Origin of the sequence: Amycolatopsis cihanbeyliensis (genome assembly GCF_006715045.1) — a bacterium.
Classification (GTDB): domain Bacteria; phylum Actinomycetota; class Actinomycetes; order Mycobacteriales; family Pseudonocardiaceae; genus Amycolatopsis; species Amycolatopsis cihanbeyliensis.
Genome location: NZ_VFML01000001.1, coordinates 1,659,398 through 1,675,024 on the forward strand (window position 1 = coordinate 1,659,398; position 15,627 = coordinate 1,675,024).

A 15,627-nucleotide genomic window follows, 5' to 3' on the forward strand; every position below is an offset into this window, starting at 1 on the left:
CGAGTCCGGTGCTGAATGGGGGCATTCAGGCGCTCAATGGCCGGAATGCCACCCGCAGGGCACGGCGCGCGCTCCGGGACTGCCGGACCGGTGTGCCGGATCAGCGGCAGGACTCGCGGGGGAACCGGGTGCCGCGCCAGAACCGCAGCACGTCGCGGTTGAACTCCGACGGTCGCTCCCAGTTCGCGGAGTGCCCGACCTTGCTGTACACCAGCGTGCCGGCATCCGGCAGGTGGGCAGCGATCATCCGCAGGATCGGTGGCGGCAGGTACAGGTCGGCGTCGCCGGCGATGAGCAGCGTCCGCACGGAGAGGGTCTCCAGCCGAGGCCAGTCGATCGGCTCGGACAGCTCCTGGATCTCCACCGAGTGCCCACCCAGCGAGCGATCGGAGATCTCCTTCCACTGCCGGTTGCCCTCCTCATTCGCCGCGCGGTAGTACGGGCTCAACTCGAGGAAGTCGTGCGGCATATCGCCGAAACCCGGCGGCCGCAGCCGTTCGGTGACCCGTAGGTACTCCGGGTCGGAGATACCCATGAAGCTGCTCAGGATGACGAGGCTGAGCAGCCGCCCGGGGTGCAACAGCGCGTAGTCCGTCGCGTAGTAACCGCCCAGCGCCGCCCCGAGCAGGTGGAACCGACGCAGCCCGAGATGCTCGACCAGGGCGTGCAGGTCCGTGGCGCCCACACCCGGGTTGCCCGGCGCAGGCGGGCTGGAGTTGTAGTGCCCGCGCCGTGAGTACGCGATCACCCGGTAGCCGGCGCGGGCGAACACCGGTTGCTGGTAAGGCCACGACAGGGCGCTACCGCTGCCCGGGTGCACGAGTACGACGGCGGGTCCGGTGCCACCGGTGTCCCAGAACCACAGCCGCGCGCCGGGCACGTCCAGGAAGCCTTCCCTGGCGGGCGCCTGGGCCGGGATCGGCTCGGGCACCAACGGGTCGCACCTGCCCCGTGCTGCCTCCGGAGCGGCGGCTGAACCGGTTGTGGCCATGGCCGTCCCGGGCGCCACGGCCGCCGCGGCGGCGGCCGTGGCGGCTAGAACCGTGCGTCTGGCTGCCTGTCCCCGGCCGACCCCGCCGGGATTCGCTGACCTTGTCATGGAGGTTCCTCAGGTTGTGGTTTGTCTGGGTCTGTGCTCGGGATACTCGGATACACGGCGCCTGGCCCGGGAGGATGCACCCGTTCTGTTGATTTTGTCAACACATCGCTCTCTGTGAGGCCGCGTCGGGCCGCGGAGATGCCGACCGAGCCCTCGGCCCGGGGGACCACGGCGATCCGGGAGCGTGGTCCGGAGGTATTCGGCACGTTCCATGGCCTGTTGACTATCTCAACACGGTGGGTGCCTGGAACGTCCGCGAACCGGCCACGACCTGTCGGGTCAGCCAGCCCAGTTCCGAGACGGTCTCGGCGACATCGTCATCCGCGGAGCACGGTTGCCGAGCGCCGTCATGGACAAGACCCGTACGCGCGTGTCCTAGGTGTGTCCGTAAGGGACCCCTACGGTGCTGGCATCCGGACGTACCACTCGACGGCAAGGAGCCAGATGAGCACGTCGTTCATCCCGGTCGGTGCCCCGCGCATCGTCCACGGTGGCCTCGACCACCCGAGCACCGAGGTGACCCCGTGACCGCTCCCGCGGACCTCGGCGGCGCCGTCGTCCTCGTCTCCGGCGCCGCGAGTGGCATCGGCGCCGCGGTCGCCAGGCTGGCCGCGAACCGGGGCGCGGCGCCCGTGCTGCTGGATCGTGACATCGAGGGCGCCCAGGAGCAGGCGAGCGCCCTGCGTGGACACGACCCTTCGGGCGGACGGGAGCTCCCGGCACTGGCGATCGCCACGGACGTCACGGACGAGACGTCCGTGCGCGCCGCGGTCGACTCGACCCTCCACCGCCTCGGTCGCATCGACATCGTCGTCACCTGCGCCGGGGTCTCCGGCCCTGTCGGCAGCCCACTGGAGCATGTCTCCCTCACCGACTGGCAACGTGTCCTCGCCGTGAACGTCACCGGCGCCTACCTGACGCTGAAACACACCCTCCCGGCCCTGCGCCGCTCGCCACACGCCGCCGCGGTGCTGGTCGCCAGCGACTCCGCGCTCGTCGCCGCCCCGGGGATGGTCCCGTACTGCGCGTCGAAGGCCGCCGTGGTCCAGCTGGCACGGGCACTCTCCGTGGAGACCACCGGCCAGGTGCGTGTCAACGCCGTCTGCCCGTCCGTCGTCGACACGCCGATGAGCCGCGGCGACCTCGACCGCCATGACTTCACCGGCGTCGACTACCCCGTACACCGGCCCGAGAACGTCGCCGAACACGTGCTGTTCCTCGCCTCCCCGCAGGCCGCCGGCATCCACGGCACGACACTGACCATGGACTTCGGCTACTCCGCACGATCGGCCTTCCCCGCGTGAGTGACGCACGTCCGCGCGAGGTCCCCGTGAACACGCAACGCGCAACCCGCTCAGGCTCGTGGTCGGGACGTGCGTGGCTCAGCTCGCCAGAACGGCGCGGTCGGGCCGGACGACGGCGACCGGGCACTTGCTGTGATGCAGCAGGGCCTGGCTGGTCGAGCCGACCAGCATGCCGCGGAAGCCGCCGAGGCCGCGGGAGCCGACCACGATCAGCTGGGCGCCCTCGGCCCGGGCGAGCAGCCCGCGTGCGGGCCGTTCCTTGATCGTGTGCTGCACCAGGCGGACGTCCGGGTACTTGTGCTGCCACCCGGACAGCCGCTCCGCCAGCATCCTGCGCTCGTCCTCGGCGATCCGGTCGTAGTCCAGACCGAGTGGCGCGACACTCCAGGTGTCGCTCATGGACAGGTCGTTCCAGGTGTGCACGGCGTGCAGCGGGGCACCCCGCGACGCGGCGGCCTCGAACCCGAACTCCACCGCGGCGTCGCCGTCGGGCGAGCCGTCCACGCCGACGACGACGGGCCCGGTCTCCGGTGGCGGGTCGTCGGGGGTACGGCCGCGCACCACGACGACCGGGCAGTGCCCGTGCGCGGCCAGCGCCACCGCGGTGGAGCCGACCAGCATGCCGCTGAATCCACCGAGGCCGCGGGACCCGAGCACGACCAGGCCGGCCGAGGCGGACTCGCGGATCAGGTGGTCGGCGGCCTGCCCGGTGCGCAGGTCCTTGCGGACCGCCACCGTGGGGGCGGCGCGGACGGCGACACGCTCGGCGTCGTCCAGCCAGGCCCGGCCCTGCTCCACGACCGCGTCGCCGTAGCTGCGCGGCAGCGACACCGGCACGTAGGGCATGGTGGGCGGCACGTAGCAGGCGTGGAACAGCAGCAGCGGCACCTGGCGCCGGGCGGCCTCCAGCGCGGCCCAGCGCACGGCGTGCTCGGCGGAGAGGGATCCGTCCACGCCGGCCAGGACGAGGCGGCGGGTGGGGATGTCGGTCATCGTGGGCTCCTTCGGTTGTCTCGCCGCGCGCCCGCGGCGAGGGGAATGTGATGTTCGTCGGCGCGCGGCGGGTGGCCCAGGCGCAGGACGAGCTGCGGAACCCCGTCCAGGGCGAGGCGCTCGGCCAGGCCCGTACGCACCTCGGTCAGGTGCAGTGGCTGCGTGAGCACCGACGCCACCAAGCCTGCGCTGACCGCCGTGAGCCACACGCGTTGCATGGCCGCACCGGCGAGCAGGTGCTCCCGGCGGGAGTCACCCGGGGTGTGCACGATCAGCAGCCGCTCCCCGGACAGCCGGTCGGCCAGGGTGAGCTCGTCAGGCAGCCGGGTGTCCCGGCGCACCAGTCCGGCCCACGGCAGGGTGGACTCCACAGCGGGCGGTTGCGGGAAGCTGCCGCTCCACGCGGTCAGCTCCCGTTGGTAGGCCGGCTCGTCGCGGTACACGGCGGCCGCGTAGCCGAACAGTTCGGCCACCGTGGACGATTCGGTGGCCCGGTCCACGATCCGGACCCGTGCCTGCGGGATCGCGGCGGACGCGGCCAGCGCGCGCAGCAGGTCACCGCGAACCGGGCGCAACGCGAACGGGCTCCGGTGGCCGCGCCGCCGGAAGATCGCCGTGTACTGGCCGATCTCCGCGGCGGTAGCCGTGCTCCGGCTCGCCGCGTGCACCCTGGCCAGCAGAGCGGGCCGACCCGGGTCGGGCAGGACGCTGGTCACGGCGTCCCGGCCCGGCGCCCGAGCCGCCAGCTCGAGGTTGCTCAGCGCGGCCCCGCAGGAGACCAGCCGGTCCCGGCGTCGGGATCGTGCCGGGGCAGGGATACCGGCTGCTCGTGGAGGTCCGCGTAGTCGGTGCGCACATCCACCGTCCAGGGCTGGGTGTGGTGCACCGAGGGCGCCCGGCCCACGGCCCGTGCGAGCGCCGCGACCTCAATACCCGACCAGGTCATAGCGACTCCCGGGGACGGGTGACGGCGTCGACGGGCCTGCGCCGGGTCGCGGGTGCGGAGAAGCCGTAACCGAAGCGCAGCACCGTCTGCGGATGCGTACGTCCGCCGAGCAGCCCACGCAACGCGGCGCGCGTGTCGGGCAACTCGACGGGCTGGGCCAGGAATGAGGCGCTGAGCCCGAGAGTGGTGCCGGTGAGCAGCACACGTTGCAGCGCCAGCCCGGAACGCAGGTGCGCCAGCGGGGTGTCGGTGCCGGAACCGAGCACGCCGACCAGCACCTCGCCCTCGTAGGGCCGCTCCGGGGCGTGCGCGTCGTACTGGCGCGGGGTGAGCAGGCTGCCCGGCGCCGGCCGCGGTCCTCCGGCCAGGAGGGGAACGCCGTCGTCCCGCGGTCCGCCGTTGACCGTCCACGCCCGCAGTTCCGCCTGAAAGTCGGGGTCCTCGCTCTGCACGCGCTCGGCACGGCGCACCAGAGCGGCCACCGCGTCCAGGTCACCGGGATGCTCCAGCAGGGCCAGTTCGGCTCCTTCTACGCGGGCGGCCTCGATCAACGACTCGCGGGCCGACCGGGGCACGGGCCGCTCGGTGAACGGGCGCCGGTTGCTCCGCCGATGCCCGATCGCCCTCGCCAGCTCCCGTTCCCGGGCGCCGGGTTGGTGCCGCCACGTGAGCCGCACCGTGGCGAGATGGTCCGGCAGGCAACGGTCCGGCAACAGGCTCACCTCGCTCGCCCACCCCGTCACGGCCAAGGTCAGACGCAGGTTGAAGATCGCGGCACCACAGGCGAGCCTGGCTTCCCGCCCATCGGGGTCGACCACGTCGAGTACCCGCTGCCGGTCGAGGAACACCTCGACTCCGTCGCGGCCGGTCTCGAACCGCCACGGTTGGGTGTTGTGCGGGGACGGCACGCGGACCGCCGCTTCCAGTGCGGCACGCACCGCGTCGTTCAGGGGTGGGGTGCTGGTCATCTCGGCTCTCCAGGAATCGGTTCTGCGTCCACCTTCGCCGGGCGGCGGCCTCGCGGAGCAGGGGCGAGCGTCCTCGGTCGAGGGGTCTTTGTGCCCCGGGAGCAGGGCGCCGGGACCGTCCGCGAGGAGATTTGGCTGGTAGTGGCCGGTGGTGCCAGGCTTGGCATATGCCATCTCAGAAGGGTCCGGGCCCGGGCGCCTCGTTGCGGGGCACGTTGTCCCAGCTGCGGTTGCGGGAACTGCTGCGTGAGGTGCAGTACAGCGTGGAGCAGTTGGTCGATGCCCGCGACCAGATGGACGGGCTGCTCGACGCGATGCTCGCGGTGTCCTCCGGTCTGGAGCTGGATGCCACGCTGCGCCGGATCGTGCATGCCGCGATCGAGCTGGTCGACTGCCGCTACGGCGCGCTCGGGGTTCTCGAACCCGGCCGGGACGGGCTCGCCGAGTTCGTCTACGAGGGCATCGACGAGAGCACCCGGCAACGCATCGGGCACCTGCCCGAAGGGCACGGCCTGCTCGGCCTGCTCATCCAGCAACCGAAACCGATCCGGCTCGAGGAGATCTCCCAGCACCCCGCCTCGGTGGGCTTTCCCGAGCACCACCCACCGATGCACACCTTCCTCGGCGTCCCCGTCCGCGTGCGCGACGAGGTCTTCGGCAACCTCTACCTCGCCGAGAAGGACGGGGGCCAGGCCTTCACCGAGGACGACGAGGTCGTCGTGCAGGCGCTGGCCGCCGCGGCCGGGATCGCCGTGGAGAACGCCCGCCTCTACGAGGAAGCAAAGCTCCGTCAGCGGTGGCAGGAAGCCACCAGCGAGATCCGCGCCGAACTGCTCGCCGCCGCCGACACCACCGACGTGCTGCACCTCATCGCCAACCGCGCCCTCGGCCTCACCGCGGCCGACTACACCTTCATCGCCCTGCCCGAAGACCCCGACCAACCCGTGCCCGAGGTCACCGAGCTCGTCGTGGCCGTCGGCGCGGGCCAGCACACCGAAGGCCTCACCGGCACACGGATCCCGGTGGACGAGTCCACCTCCGGCACCACCTTCCGGGACACCACACCCCGCCGGGTCGGCGAGCTGGCCCACCGCCTCACCGACGGCACCGACGCGGAGTTCGGCCCCGCCCTCGTCCTGCCGCTGCGAACCTCGGCCGAGTCGGTCTTCGGCGTTCTCGTCGTGGTACGCAGGCCCGGCGAACCCACCTTCACCCCCGACCAGATCCCGCTGGCCGCCGCCTTCGCCGAACAGGCCGCTTTGGCGCTGCAACTGGCCGACGACCAGCGCAGGCTGCACGAGCTTCAGGTCCTCGGCGACCGCGACCGCATCGCTCGCGACCTGCACGACCATGTCATCCAACGCCTGTTCGCGCTCGGCCTCGGCCTGCAGAGCGCCCGCCAGCGCGCCCGCAACACCGACCTGCAGCAACGGCTCGGCACGCTGGTGGAGGATGCGCAAGGGATCATCGGCGAGATCCGCTCCGCCATCTTCGACCTGCACAGCGACGCCACCGGCACCACCCCGCTGCGCAAACGGCTGCACGACGCCATCGCCGAGCTCACCGCCGAGACGTCCCTGCAGACCACTGTCCGTGTCTCCGGCCCGCTCGGCGTCCTCTCCCCTGGCCTCGCCGACCACGCCGAAGCCGTTGTCCGCGAGGCTGTCTCCAACACCATCCGGCACGCGAGGGCGAGCACCGTGACCATCACCGTGTCGGTCGCCGACGACCTCGCCATCGACGTCACCGACGACGGCGTCGGCATGCCCGACACGGTGGCCCGCAGCGGCCTGCACAACCTCACCGACCGCGCCCGGCAGTCGGACGGCGCCCTGAGCGTGAGCCCGGGGTCCGACGGCGGAACCCGGCTCGTCTGGAGCGCACCGGTGACCTGACCGGGCAGGGCCGTGTTCTCCTCCTGAGCCCGGGATCGGCTCCGCGAGACTGCCGAGTTGATGACCTTGGTCCCTACGGCTGGGGACTTTCTCCGGGCCGAAATGCCCTGGCGGGGACCTACAGTGGTGGAGTGTCCGATGGCGAAGGCGGTGTCCCGATGATCACGGTGTTCCTGGTCGACGACCACGAGGTGGTGCGGCGCGGCGTGGCCGACCTGCTGGAGGCCGAACCCGACCTGACCGTGGTCGGCGAGGCCGGTTCGGCAGCACAGGCCCTGGCCAGGATCCCGGCCCTGCGACCGGACGTGGCCGTCCTCGACGTCCGCCTCGGCGACGGCAACGGCGTCGAGCTCTGCCGCGAGCTGCGCTCCCGGTTACCCGAGCTGAACTGCCTCATGCTCACCTCCTACACCGACGAGCAGGCCATGCTCGACGCCATCCTCGCCGGTGCCGGTGGCTACGTCCTCAAGGACATCCAGGGCCTGCGGCTCGTGGACGCCGTGCGCGACGTCGGCTCCGGCAAGTCCCTCCTGGACAACCGGGCCGCCGCGACCCTGATGGCCCGGCTCCGCGACAGCACCGAGCGGGCCGGGCCCGCGGCCGGCCTCACCGAACGCGAACGCACCCTGCTCGAGCTCATCGGCGAAGGACTCACCAACCGGCAGATCGCCGAACGCATGTACCTGGCCGAGAAGACGGTCAAGAACTACGTCTCCCGCCTGCTCACCAAGCTCGGCCTGGAACGCCGCACCCAGGCCGCCGTGCTGGCCACCAAACTGCGGGACAAGCACCAGCACGACTGACCGCCCGCCCCGGGTGGGTGCGCCCCACCCAGGGCGTATCGTCAGCCGGCCGGGTCGGACCGCACGACCAGAACCGGGCAGTCGGCGTGCTGCAGCATGGCCTGGCTGGTCGAACCGAGCAGCAGCCCGCGGAACCCGCCCCGGCCCCGGCATCCGACCACGAGCAGCCTGGCCCGTGCCGACCACTCCAGCAGCTGATGCCGTGGCCGGTCCCTGGCCACCACCCGCTCGACCCGCACGTCCGGGTACTTCTCCTGCCACCCCGCCAGCCGCTCGGCCAGCGCACGCCGCTCCACCTCGTCCACCGACTCCCAGGTCGAATAGGACCGGGCGGGGCTGAACACGGTGTCGTAGTCGCCGTCGAGCCAGGCATGCACCGCCACCAGGGGCGCGCCCCGCAGCGAGGCCTCCTCGAAGGCGACCGCGACGGCCCGCTCACTGGTCGGGCTGCCGTCGACACCGACCACCACCGGCCCCTCGGTCGGCACGTCCTCGCCGTCCCGGTTGCGCACGACGACCACCGGGCAGTGCGCGTGGCTGCTCACCGCAACGGCCGTGGAACCCAGCCGCATCCCAGGGAAACCGCCCTGCCCGACACCACCCAACACGATCATCCGCGCCTCACCGGACAGCTCCAGCAACGACGGGATCACCGGTTCCCGCACCAGAACGGTGTCGATGTCCACCCCGGGGCCCGCCGTACTGGCGACCTCCATCGCCTCGTCGAGAACCCGCTCGCTGTCCCGCTCGATCGCCTCGAAGAATTCCCGTGGCACCGCGAGGCCACCCCCGTAGTAGCCACCGGACAACGTCAAGGCGTGCGCCAGCCGCAACGGCAGGCCACGTTCCGCCGCGGTCTCCGCCGCCCAGCGCACGGCCCGCGTGGCCGCCTCCGACCCATCGACACCGACGACGATCGCGCCGGCCGTTCCCGTCTCACTCATCTCGTATTCTCCGTTTCTCGTAGAGACGTCTCAGCTACCGCGCTACCTGCACCGTCGGCACCCGGCACAACCGCGCCGCCCGGTGTACCGGACATCGACCTCACCTCTTTTCGCCCGTTTTCCTGGACGCTATGGAGTTCCGCGCCGGTCCGCGCCGGTCCTCCGTCACCTCGTCGAAGGGACCTTCGCCACCGGCCTCCGGGCCGCTTCGCCGGTGACGACAAAGGGCCCCGCCTTTCGGGACTTCCGCCGGCGGACGCGCTCGCCCCCGGCCTGCCAGCCTCGGATCAGCCATCGACCAAGGGGGAACCATGTCCCTTCGAGACGGATCGAGCCACGTCGAGCAGACCCGGCACCCCGTGATCGAAAGCAGCACCACCGCCAGGAAGATCGCGGCCGTGACCAGGATCAGCATGGGCCTGCTGTTCCTGTGGGCCTTCGCGGACAAGACCTCCGGCTGGGGCTACGCCACCAGTTCCACCAACGCCGTGGTCAACGGCGGATCACCCACCACTGGCTTCCTCAGCGGTGTCCACGTCGGACCGTTCGCGGGAACCCTCCGCGGCTGGGCGGGAGCCTGGTGGGCCGACTGGCTGTTCATGGCCGGCCTGCTCGGCATCGGCCTGGCGCTGCTGCTCGGCGTGGGCCTGCGCCTGGCCGCCATCGGAGCCGGACACACCTGGGGCCTCGGCAACCGCTGGGCCCGCGTCACCCGGCACCAACCCTGGCTGCGCTGACCGTTCGAGCCCGAGGCCACTCGGGCTCGAACCCGTCTCATCCCGCGCGGCACCGGGACGACGTCATCGGTGCGGGACCAGCCCGGGCGCTGCCGCGCGATCAGCGCCGGCACATCGGACTTGGTCAGCCGGGTCAGCGCCACGAACCGGCGGTCGGTGGCCAGCCGGATGCCGTTGGTGCTGAAACCGACACTCCGGATCGGCTTGGCCTGAGCCAGGTCGATGAAGTCCAGGATGTGTTCGTGGATGGTGGGCTCCCGCCGGAGGACACCACCAACGTCGGCGACCCGCAGTCCACAGACCATGATCGGCCGACAGCCCACGGCCACGACGACACCCGCGGCACCCCTTGCTCGGAGTGGTCGCCGTGATCCCGCACCGGCGCGGGTGCTCGACAACGGTTTCCGTCCGCGAGGTCACCGGCTGGAGTCCCGAGCTTGCCCGTGCAGGACTCGCTCGAGGCCGTCGATGATCAGGTCGAGCCCGAACGCGAACTCGTCCGTGTAGGTGTAGCCAGGGCGGAGCGCGTGGTCCGTAATCATCTCGGTGAGGTGCGGGTAGGTGTCCGGAGGCATCCGCGAGGTGATCGTTCCGGCGATCTCCTCGATCTCTTCGGGCGTGTCGAACGGCAGGCTCGACTCCTGCAGAACGAACCCGTAGATGTAGCTGTCGATGGCCGACACCGCATGTGCCGCCATCGCGATCGAGAACCCGGCGTCCCGAAGGCACCCGATCACCCGGTCGTGGTGTCGCAGCGTCGCCGGCCCGGGATCGCGCCGGGACTCCAGCAACCCCAGAGCCCAGGTGTGGCGCGAGAGCACCGTGCGGGCGGAGATCGCCCGCCGGCGCACGGCCACCTTCCAGCCGGCCTGATGGCCAGGCAACTCGATCTGGCCGAAGATGAGGTCGACGATCCCATCCAGGATCTCGTCCTTGTTGGCCACGTGGTGGTACAGCGACATCGCCTCGACTCCGAGCTGCTCGGCCACCTTCCGCATGGTCACCGACCCGACACCCCACTCGTCCGCCACGCGCACGGCAGCCTCGAAGACCCGTTCCTTGCTCAGCGGAGCATGGGACCTCCGACTTCTTTTCGGGCTCGGCGCCACCTGTGGTCTCCCTGAACTCTTCGATGTTCGCGACGCCGCGAGTTGACGCCCTTACATCCGTAAGGATAACCTCCCATTAGAGCCTTACAGGTGTAAGGAAAGATCGCGGGTTTCGGCGACTCCTCCGGAGGTCCTTCGTATCCGCAGGAAAGGGCAGCAGCGTGGACATGCACGAAGGGCAGAACGAAGCCTCTGACCAGCGCACTCCGAAGGTCTGCATCATCGGGGCCTCGGGGAAGCTCGGGCGCTACATGGTCCGGCACGCGTTGGACCGGGGCTACGAGGTCGTGGCCGTGTGCCGCGAGAAGAGCGTCGGGAAGCTGGAAGAACTCGCGAGCCGTATCACCATCCTTCCAGGGCGGACGGACGATCGGGCGGTGGTCCGGCGCGCCGTCGCGGGCTGCGACGGGGTGCTGACAGTGCTGGTCCCCTGGGGGGTCCGCGGGTACTCGACCGGGACGGCCCAGGCGGTGCTCGACCACGCACCCGCGGACGCGCGTCTGGTGTTCTCCTGCGGCTGGCACATCGCTCGCGACAGCCAGGACGTGTACTCGCTCAGGTTTCGAGCGTTCGCCAGGGTCTTCGGCGCGGTGGCCCGCCTTGCCCGCGTGGTGGATGTCCACGACCAGGAGGAGGCATGCCGCCGGGTGTTCGCCAGCCACACGCGCTGGACCGTCGTGCGCGGCAGCGACCTCGAAGAGGGCGAAAGCCAGGGACTGCCGGTATGGAGCAGGCACGTCGGTGACCCGATCCTCGCGAGCAACATCACCCGGCGGATCGATTTCGCGCTGTTCATGGTGGAGGCGCTCGTCGACGACGCGCTGGTCCACGAGGCTCCCGCCATCGTCGGCTGCCGGACACCCTCCGCGCTGAACGCGAGCACCGTCCGAGAAACGTGAACCTCGGGCCGCCCCGGGGAACCTCGCTCGCGGCACCTCGACCGCATCCGCCGCGTCCATGTCATCCCGCCTTCGCCAAGCCACGCCCCGGCACGACGGTAATGATCACCTTGTGTACCAACCATTCCAGCGGACCGCGACGCAGCCAACGCCGCCACAGCACGGACGTCACGAGCATCACGGCGACCACCGCGAGGAAGTACACGAACGAGTACGACTCCGGGTTACCGATGGCGCTCTGATAGAGGAAATGCCCCGCGTACCAGGTCATCGCCATCCCGCCGGCCGCCGCGAGCGGCCACAGCGCGCGCTGCCAGGCCGGCCGATCCATCACCATCAGGAAGGCACCGAGCAGGAACAGCGCCGCGCCGATCATGAACGTGACACCCACCGCGCTGGTCGCGTACAGCGAACGCGGCCCCGGCAGCGCCAGCAGCGCCTGCCACGGTATCGCCGGCAGCCGCGTCGCGTCGATGGCGTCCGCGGCCCCGAACGGGTGGAGCGCGAGCCACGACACCGTGCTCGCCGCGATCGCGGTCCCCAGACCGATGATCATCATACGCAGCCGCACGGTGTGGCTGTGCAGATCGAGCCTGCCGATCGCCAGACCGGCCAGCACCAGTGGAATTCCGTAGATGGTCTGGAAACCACCGCCGGTGAACACCAGGCTGAACAGGTAGTCGCCCCACTGTGCCGGATGCGTCAGCACCGCGAGCCCGGTCGGGATCTCCGCCATCATCCAGTCGGTGCGGGTGTTCATCACCCAGACGGGATACAGCGTTGCCAGCGGCACGGCGAGCGCGGAGAGGGCGAACAGCGTGCGCGGCCGCAGCCGGGTGAAGGGCAGGAGGAACAGGAGCAGCACCGCGTAGAACGCGAGCACCGAGTCGCCGAACTCGTCGATGCACAGGCTGATCAGGAACAGCGCCACCGCGCGCACCACGACCCGCAGGCACGCCGTGGTCATCCGCCGCCCGGAGTAGGGCCGCGACCCGCCGGTCATCAGCGCGACCGACACCCCGGCGAGCAGCACGAAGAGGCTCATCGCACGGGATGATGTCTCGGTGTCCAGCCAGTGCAGGAATCCCGGTGCCTGCGCACGCGGACCGGCGTGCAGCCAGCCGGTCATCCCGAAGTGCATCACGAACACGCCAATGATCGCCAGCGCACGAACCACGTCGACGCCGAGCAGGCGTCCCTTCGGTACCCGGTGCGAGTCCGGACCGGCTTCCACAGCGGCCGGAACAGTGTCAGATGAGGCCATGGCCGCGAGATTGCCGACCCGATGTCCGACACGCGTGGACGTCGTGTCGCAGTTGGGTCGCGGCCGCGCTCAGGGTGCCGGGCAAGTCCGCGGTTCGGTCCTGCGGCCGACGGTGAAATTGACCACCACATGAGTCACGCGGCTGTCGCCGCTCTGCCGCCGCACCCCGAGCGCGGTGCAGGACACCTGGTCGACGCCGCGTGGGCCCAGTTCACTCCTGGCCAGTGGCAGGTCGACCGTGATGGTGGTGTTCGCGATCGTCACCTGCGGCCCCAGCGAGTCGACGGTGGGCAGGTCCGAGTGCAGGCCTTCGCGGTTCTGGTCGCCCACCCGCAGCAGCAGGTCCACCGCGTTGGTGACCTCGCCCAGCCGCTCGCTGGGCGTGACGCTCGGCACCAGATTTCCCCGCGCGTCAACGAAGTACAGCGTCGGGCCGGGCGCGACGCCGGTCGGTGCGTCCCCGCCGTCGAGCGGCCCGGTCGGTTCGATCCCGCACCCGGTGAGCATCAACCCTGCCGCGAGCATCGCGGGCACTCGCCGCCGGATCACGGGTCCTCCTCAGGAAACCTCGGCAGGCGGACGACGAACCTCGCGCCGGCGCCCGGCTCGTTGCCCGCGTCGATGTCGCCGCCGTGCAGGCGAGCGTTCTCGACCGCGATCGCAAGACCCAACCCACTGCCCTCGGACCGCGTCCGCGCGATGTCGGCCTTGTAGAACCGCGCGAACACGCGTTCCGCCCCGCCCTCCGGCAGGCCCGGTCCGTGATCGACCACGACCACCTCGACCTCCCGCTCGTCGGCACGCAACCGCACCCGCACCGGCGGCCGACCGTGCCGCAGCGCGTTCCCGACCAGGTTCGCGACCAGCACGTCCAGCCGTCGCCGGTCGAGGACCGCACCGATCTCCTCCGGAGCGTCCAGCTCGACCCGCTCACCCCAGCCCCGCGCACGGAGGCAGTCCTCGACGGCCCCGCCCACATCGACGTCCTCCAGCCGCAGTGTCGCCGCGCCCGCGTCGAACCGGGACACCTCGATCAGGTCCTCGACCAGCCGGGTGAGCTTGCGGGTCTCCTCCACCGCGAGCAGCGTCGAGTCCCGAGCGTCCCGGCGCATCTGCCCCGCCTCGGCCTCCAGCACCTCGGCCACCGCGGTCAACGTGGTCAGCGGCGTGCGCAGCTCGTGTGAGACGTCGGCGACGAACCGCCTGGCGTCGGTCTCCATCCGGCGAAGCTCGGCCACCGACGCCTGGAGCTCGGCCGCCATGTGGTTGAACGTGCCCGACAGCTCGGCGAGCTCGTCGGAACCCCGCACCCGCAACCGTACGTCCAGGTCGCCGCGGGCAAAGCGCCGTGCGGTGCCGCGCAGCTCCCGCACCGGGCGGAGCACCCGGCGGGCGGCGAGCAGCGCCAGCACGATCGCCAGCGGTAAGGCGAGCGCGCTCGTCCGTACCGCCGCCTGCGCCGACGCGTCGATCTGCTGCTGGGTCGGCATGAGGTCACGGACCGCGTAGACCTCGATACCCGACGGCCTTCTCTCCCCGTCCACAGTGGTTTTCACTACCGGGGTACCGACCAGCAGCTTCGGCCCGCTCGCCGGGGTGACCCGCTGGAGGACCAGCGCGTTTCGCTCGCGGACAGCCGCGCGCAGGGTGCCGGTCAGGAGTCCCAGGTCCGCTCCTTCCGCTGACGTCAACCGACCGTAGGTCACCAGGGCGGGCCCGCCGACCGCGGACCGCAGCCGGTCCAGTGCCTCCTGGTCAGGTGGGTACGTCAGGTCGATGGCGACGGAACCCACCCGGCGCTGGACGTCCTCGGTGGTCCGTTGCTGCGCCTCGGAGACCAGCGAACCGCGGGCGGAGCCGTAGCTCGCCCACGCCGCCGCGACCGCACCGACCACGGTGACCAGCACGAACGCCAGCAGCAGCCGGACCCGCAGGCCGGTGAGCCACCGCGGCATGCTCACACCGGTCCGAACCGGTAGCCGAAGCCACGCACGGTCTGCACGAACACCGGCGACGTGGGGTCACTCTCGATCTTCGCCCGCAGGCGCTGCACACAGTTGTCCACCAGTCGCGAGTCGCCGAGATAGTCGTGCTCCCACACCGACTGCAGCAGTTGCCGGCGGCTGAGCACCTGGCCGGGTGAGCGGGACAGTTCCAGCAGCACGCGCAGTTCCGTCGGGGTCAGCGACACCGGATCGCCGTCCTTGGTCACGGTCATGCCGCTGCGATCGATCGTGAGCCCGGCGTGGGTCTCGGTGCGCCGCGGTTCCGGAGCGCCGCGACGCAGCACCGCCCTGATCCGCGCGTCGAGCACGCGGGGCAGCACGGGCTTGACCACGTAGTCGTCCGCGCCCGCTTCCAGGCCGCCGACCACGTCGAAGTCGTCTCCCTTGGCGGTCAGCATGATGATCGGCACATGCGAGTCGGCCCGGAGCCGTCGGCACACCTCGAACCCGTCGATACCGGGCAGCATGAGATCGAGTACGACGACCTCCGGCCGCGCGTCACGCGACTGTCTCAGGCCCTCCTCGCCCGTCTCCGCGCTGCGTACCTGGTGCCCGTGCCTGCCAAGCGCCATGCCGAGGCCACGGCGAATGGACGGGTCGTCCTCGATCAGCAGAACCTGTGCCACGCAATCGATTATCGGGGCAGGTCAGCGCGGGCGC

Annotated in this window: 16 protein-coding genes; 5 read left to right on the plus strand and 11 right to left on the minus strand. The window is 71.1% G+C overall.

The genetic code is table 11. The annotated features are described in order from the left end of the window. Positions 1–100 precede the first annotated feature (100 nt). Positions 101–931, minus strand: coding sequence for an alpha/beta fold hydrolase (locus FB471_RS07305; RefSeq protein WP_246076279.1), 831 nt, complete (start codon positions 929–931; stop codon positions 101–103). A gap of 692 nt (positions 932–1,623) precedes the next feature. Here FB471_RS07305 and FB471_RS07310 point away from each other — a divergent pair. Then, complete coding sequence (locus tag FB471_RS07310) at positions 1,624–2,403, plus strand: SDR family NAD(P)-dependent oxidoreductase (RefSeq protein ID WP_141996577.1); 780 nt, start codon at positions 1,624–1,626, stop codon at positions 2,401–2,403. A 78-nt stretch (positions 2,404–2,481) separates the two neighbouring features. Here FB471_RS07310 and FB471_RS07315 read toward each other — a convergent pair whose 3' ends face one another. Genes FB471_RS07315 through FB471_RS07325 form a run of 4 tightly spaced genes read right to left on the minus strand, consistent with a single transcriptional unit; the run spans position 2,482 to position 5,310 of the window. Beyond that, positions 2,482–3,396 carry a universal stress protein gene (locus tag FB471_RS07315; RefSeq protein WP_141996578.1) on the minus strand — a complete coding sequence of 305 codons (915 nt, stop codon included), beginning with the start codon at positions 3,394–3,396 and terminating at the stop codon, positions 2,482–2,484. Further along, positions 3,393–4,112 (minus strand): hypothetical protein, encoded by a 720-nt coding sequence (locus FB471_RS07320; protein WP_246076280.1) that lies wholly within the window; start codon positions 4,110–4,112, stop codon positions 3,393–3,395. Before FB471_RS07320 ends, FB471_RS07315 begins: the two co-directional genes overlap by 4 nt. Positions 4,113–4,153: 41 nt before the next feature. Beyond that, the gene (locus tag FB471_RS34970; protein ID WP_246076281.1) at positions 4,154–4,342 is read right to left on the minus strand and encodes a hypothetical protein; all 189 of its coding nucleotides are present in this window, start codon (positions 4,340–4,342) and stop codon (positions 4,154–4,156) included. Further along, a complete protein-coding gene (locus FB471_RS07325; protein ID WP_141996579.1) occupies positions 4,339–5,310 on the minus strand; it encodes an Acg family FMN-binding oxidoreductase in 972 nt (323 codons plus the stop codon). Before FB471_RS07325 ends, FB471_RS34970 begins: the two co-directional genes overlap by 4 nt. 167 nt (positions 5,311–5,477) lie before the next feature. Between FB471_RS07325 and FB471_RS07330 the strand changes: the two genes are divergently transcribed. Next, positions 5,478–7,205 (plus strand): GAF domain-containing sensor histidine kinase, encoded by a 1,728-nt coding sequence (locus FB471_RS07330; protein WP_170220743.1) that lies wholly within the window; start codon positions 5,478–5,480, stop codon positions 7,203–7,205. Between the two features lie 158 nt (positions 7,206–7,363). Continuing rightward, on the plus strand, positions 7,364–8,008 hold the full coding sequence (locus tag FB471_RS07335) for a response regulator (RefSeq protein ID WP_142001649.1): 645 nt from the start codon (positions 7,364–7,366) through the stop codon (positions 8,006–8,008). 41 nt (positions 8,009–8,049) lie between these two features. On the opposite strand, the gene FB471_RS07340 is transcribed toward FB471_RS07335, so the two are convergent. Beyond that, on the minus strand, positions 8,050–8,952 hold the full coding sequence (locus tag FB471_RS07340) for a universal stress protein (protein ID WP_141996580.1): 903 nt from the start codon (positions 8,950–8,952) through the stop codon (positions 8,050–8,052). 311 nt (positions 8,953–9,263) lie between these two features. Between FB471_RS07340 and FB471_RS07345 the strand changes: the two genes are divergently transcribed. Continuing rightward, positions 9,264–9,689, plus strand: coding sequence for a DoxX family membrane protein (locus tag FB471_RS07345; protein WP_141996581.1), 426 nt, complete (start codon positions 9,264–9,266; stop codon positions 9,687–9,689). Between the two features lie 416 nt (positions 9,690–10,105). Here the strand turns inward: FB471_RS07345 and FB471_RS07350 are convergent, their stop codons facing one another. Continuing rightward, a complete protein-coding gene (locus tag FB471_RS07350) occupies positions 10,106–10,798 on the minus strand; it encodes a TetR/AcrR family transcriptional regulator (protein ID WP_141996582.1) in 693 nt (230 codons plus the stop codon). Positions 10,799–10,965: 167 nt separating this feature from the next. Between FB471_RS07350 and FB471_RS07355 the strand changes: the two genes are divergently transcribed. Beyond that, entirely contained in the window at positions 10,966–11,697 is a 732-nt protein-coding gene (locus FB471_RS07355; protein ID WP_142001650.1) for an NAD(P)-dependent oxidoreductase, read from the plus strand. A gap of 61 nt (positions 11,698–11,758) precedes the next feature. On the opposite strand, the gene FB471_RS07360 is transcribed toward FB471_RS07355, so the two are convergent. The 4 genes from FB471_RS07360 to FB471_RS07375 form a co-directional block, all read right to left on the minus strand. Further along, a complete protein-coding gene (locus tag FB471_RS07360; RefSeq protein WP_141996583.1) occupies positions 11,759–12,961 on the minus strand; it encodes a DUF418 domain-containing protein in 1,203 nt (400 codons plus the stop codon). Between the two features lie 69 nt (positions 12,962–13,030). After that, the gene (locus FB471_RS07365; protein ID WP_141996584.1) at positions 13,031–13,510 is read right to left on the minus strand and encodes a hypothetical protein; all 480 of its coding nucleotides are present in this window, start codon (positions 13,508–13,510) and stop codon (positions 13,031–13,033) included. After that, positions 13,507–14,916 carry a sensor histidine kinase gene (locus FB471_RS07370; RefSeq protein ID WP_141996585.1) on the minus strand — a complete coding sequence of 470 codons (1,410 nt, stop codon included), beginning with the start codon at positions 14,914–14,916 and terminating at the stop codon, positions 13,507–13,509. Before FB471_RS07370 ends, FB471_RS07365 begins: the two co-directional genes overlap by 4 nt. A gap of 2 nt (positions 14,917–14,918) precedes the next feature. Continuing rightward, a complete protein-coding gene (locus tag FB471_RS07375; protein WP_141996586.1) occupies positions 14,919–15,593 on the minus strand; it encodes a response regulator transcription factor in 675 nt (224 codons plus the stop codon). Positions 15,594–15,627 lie beyond the last annotated feature (34 nt).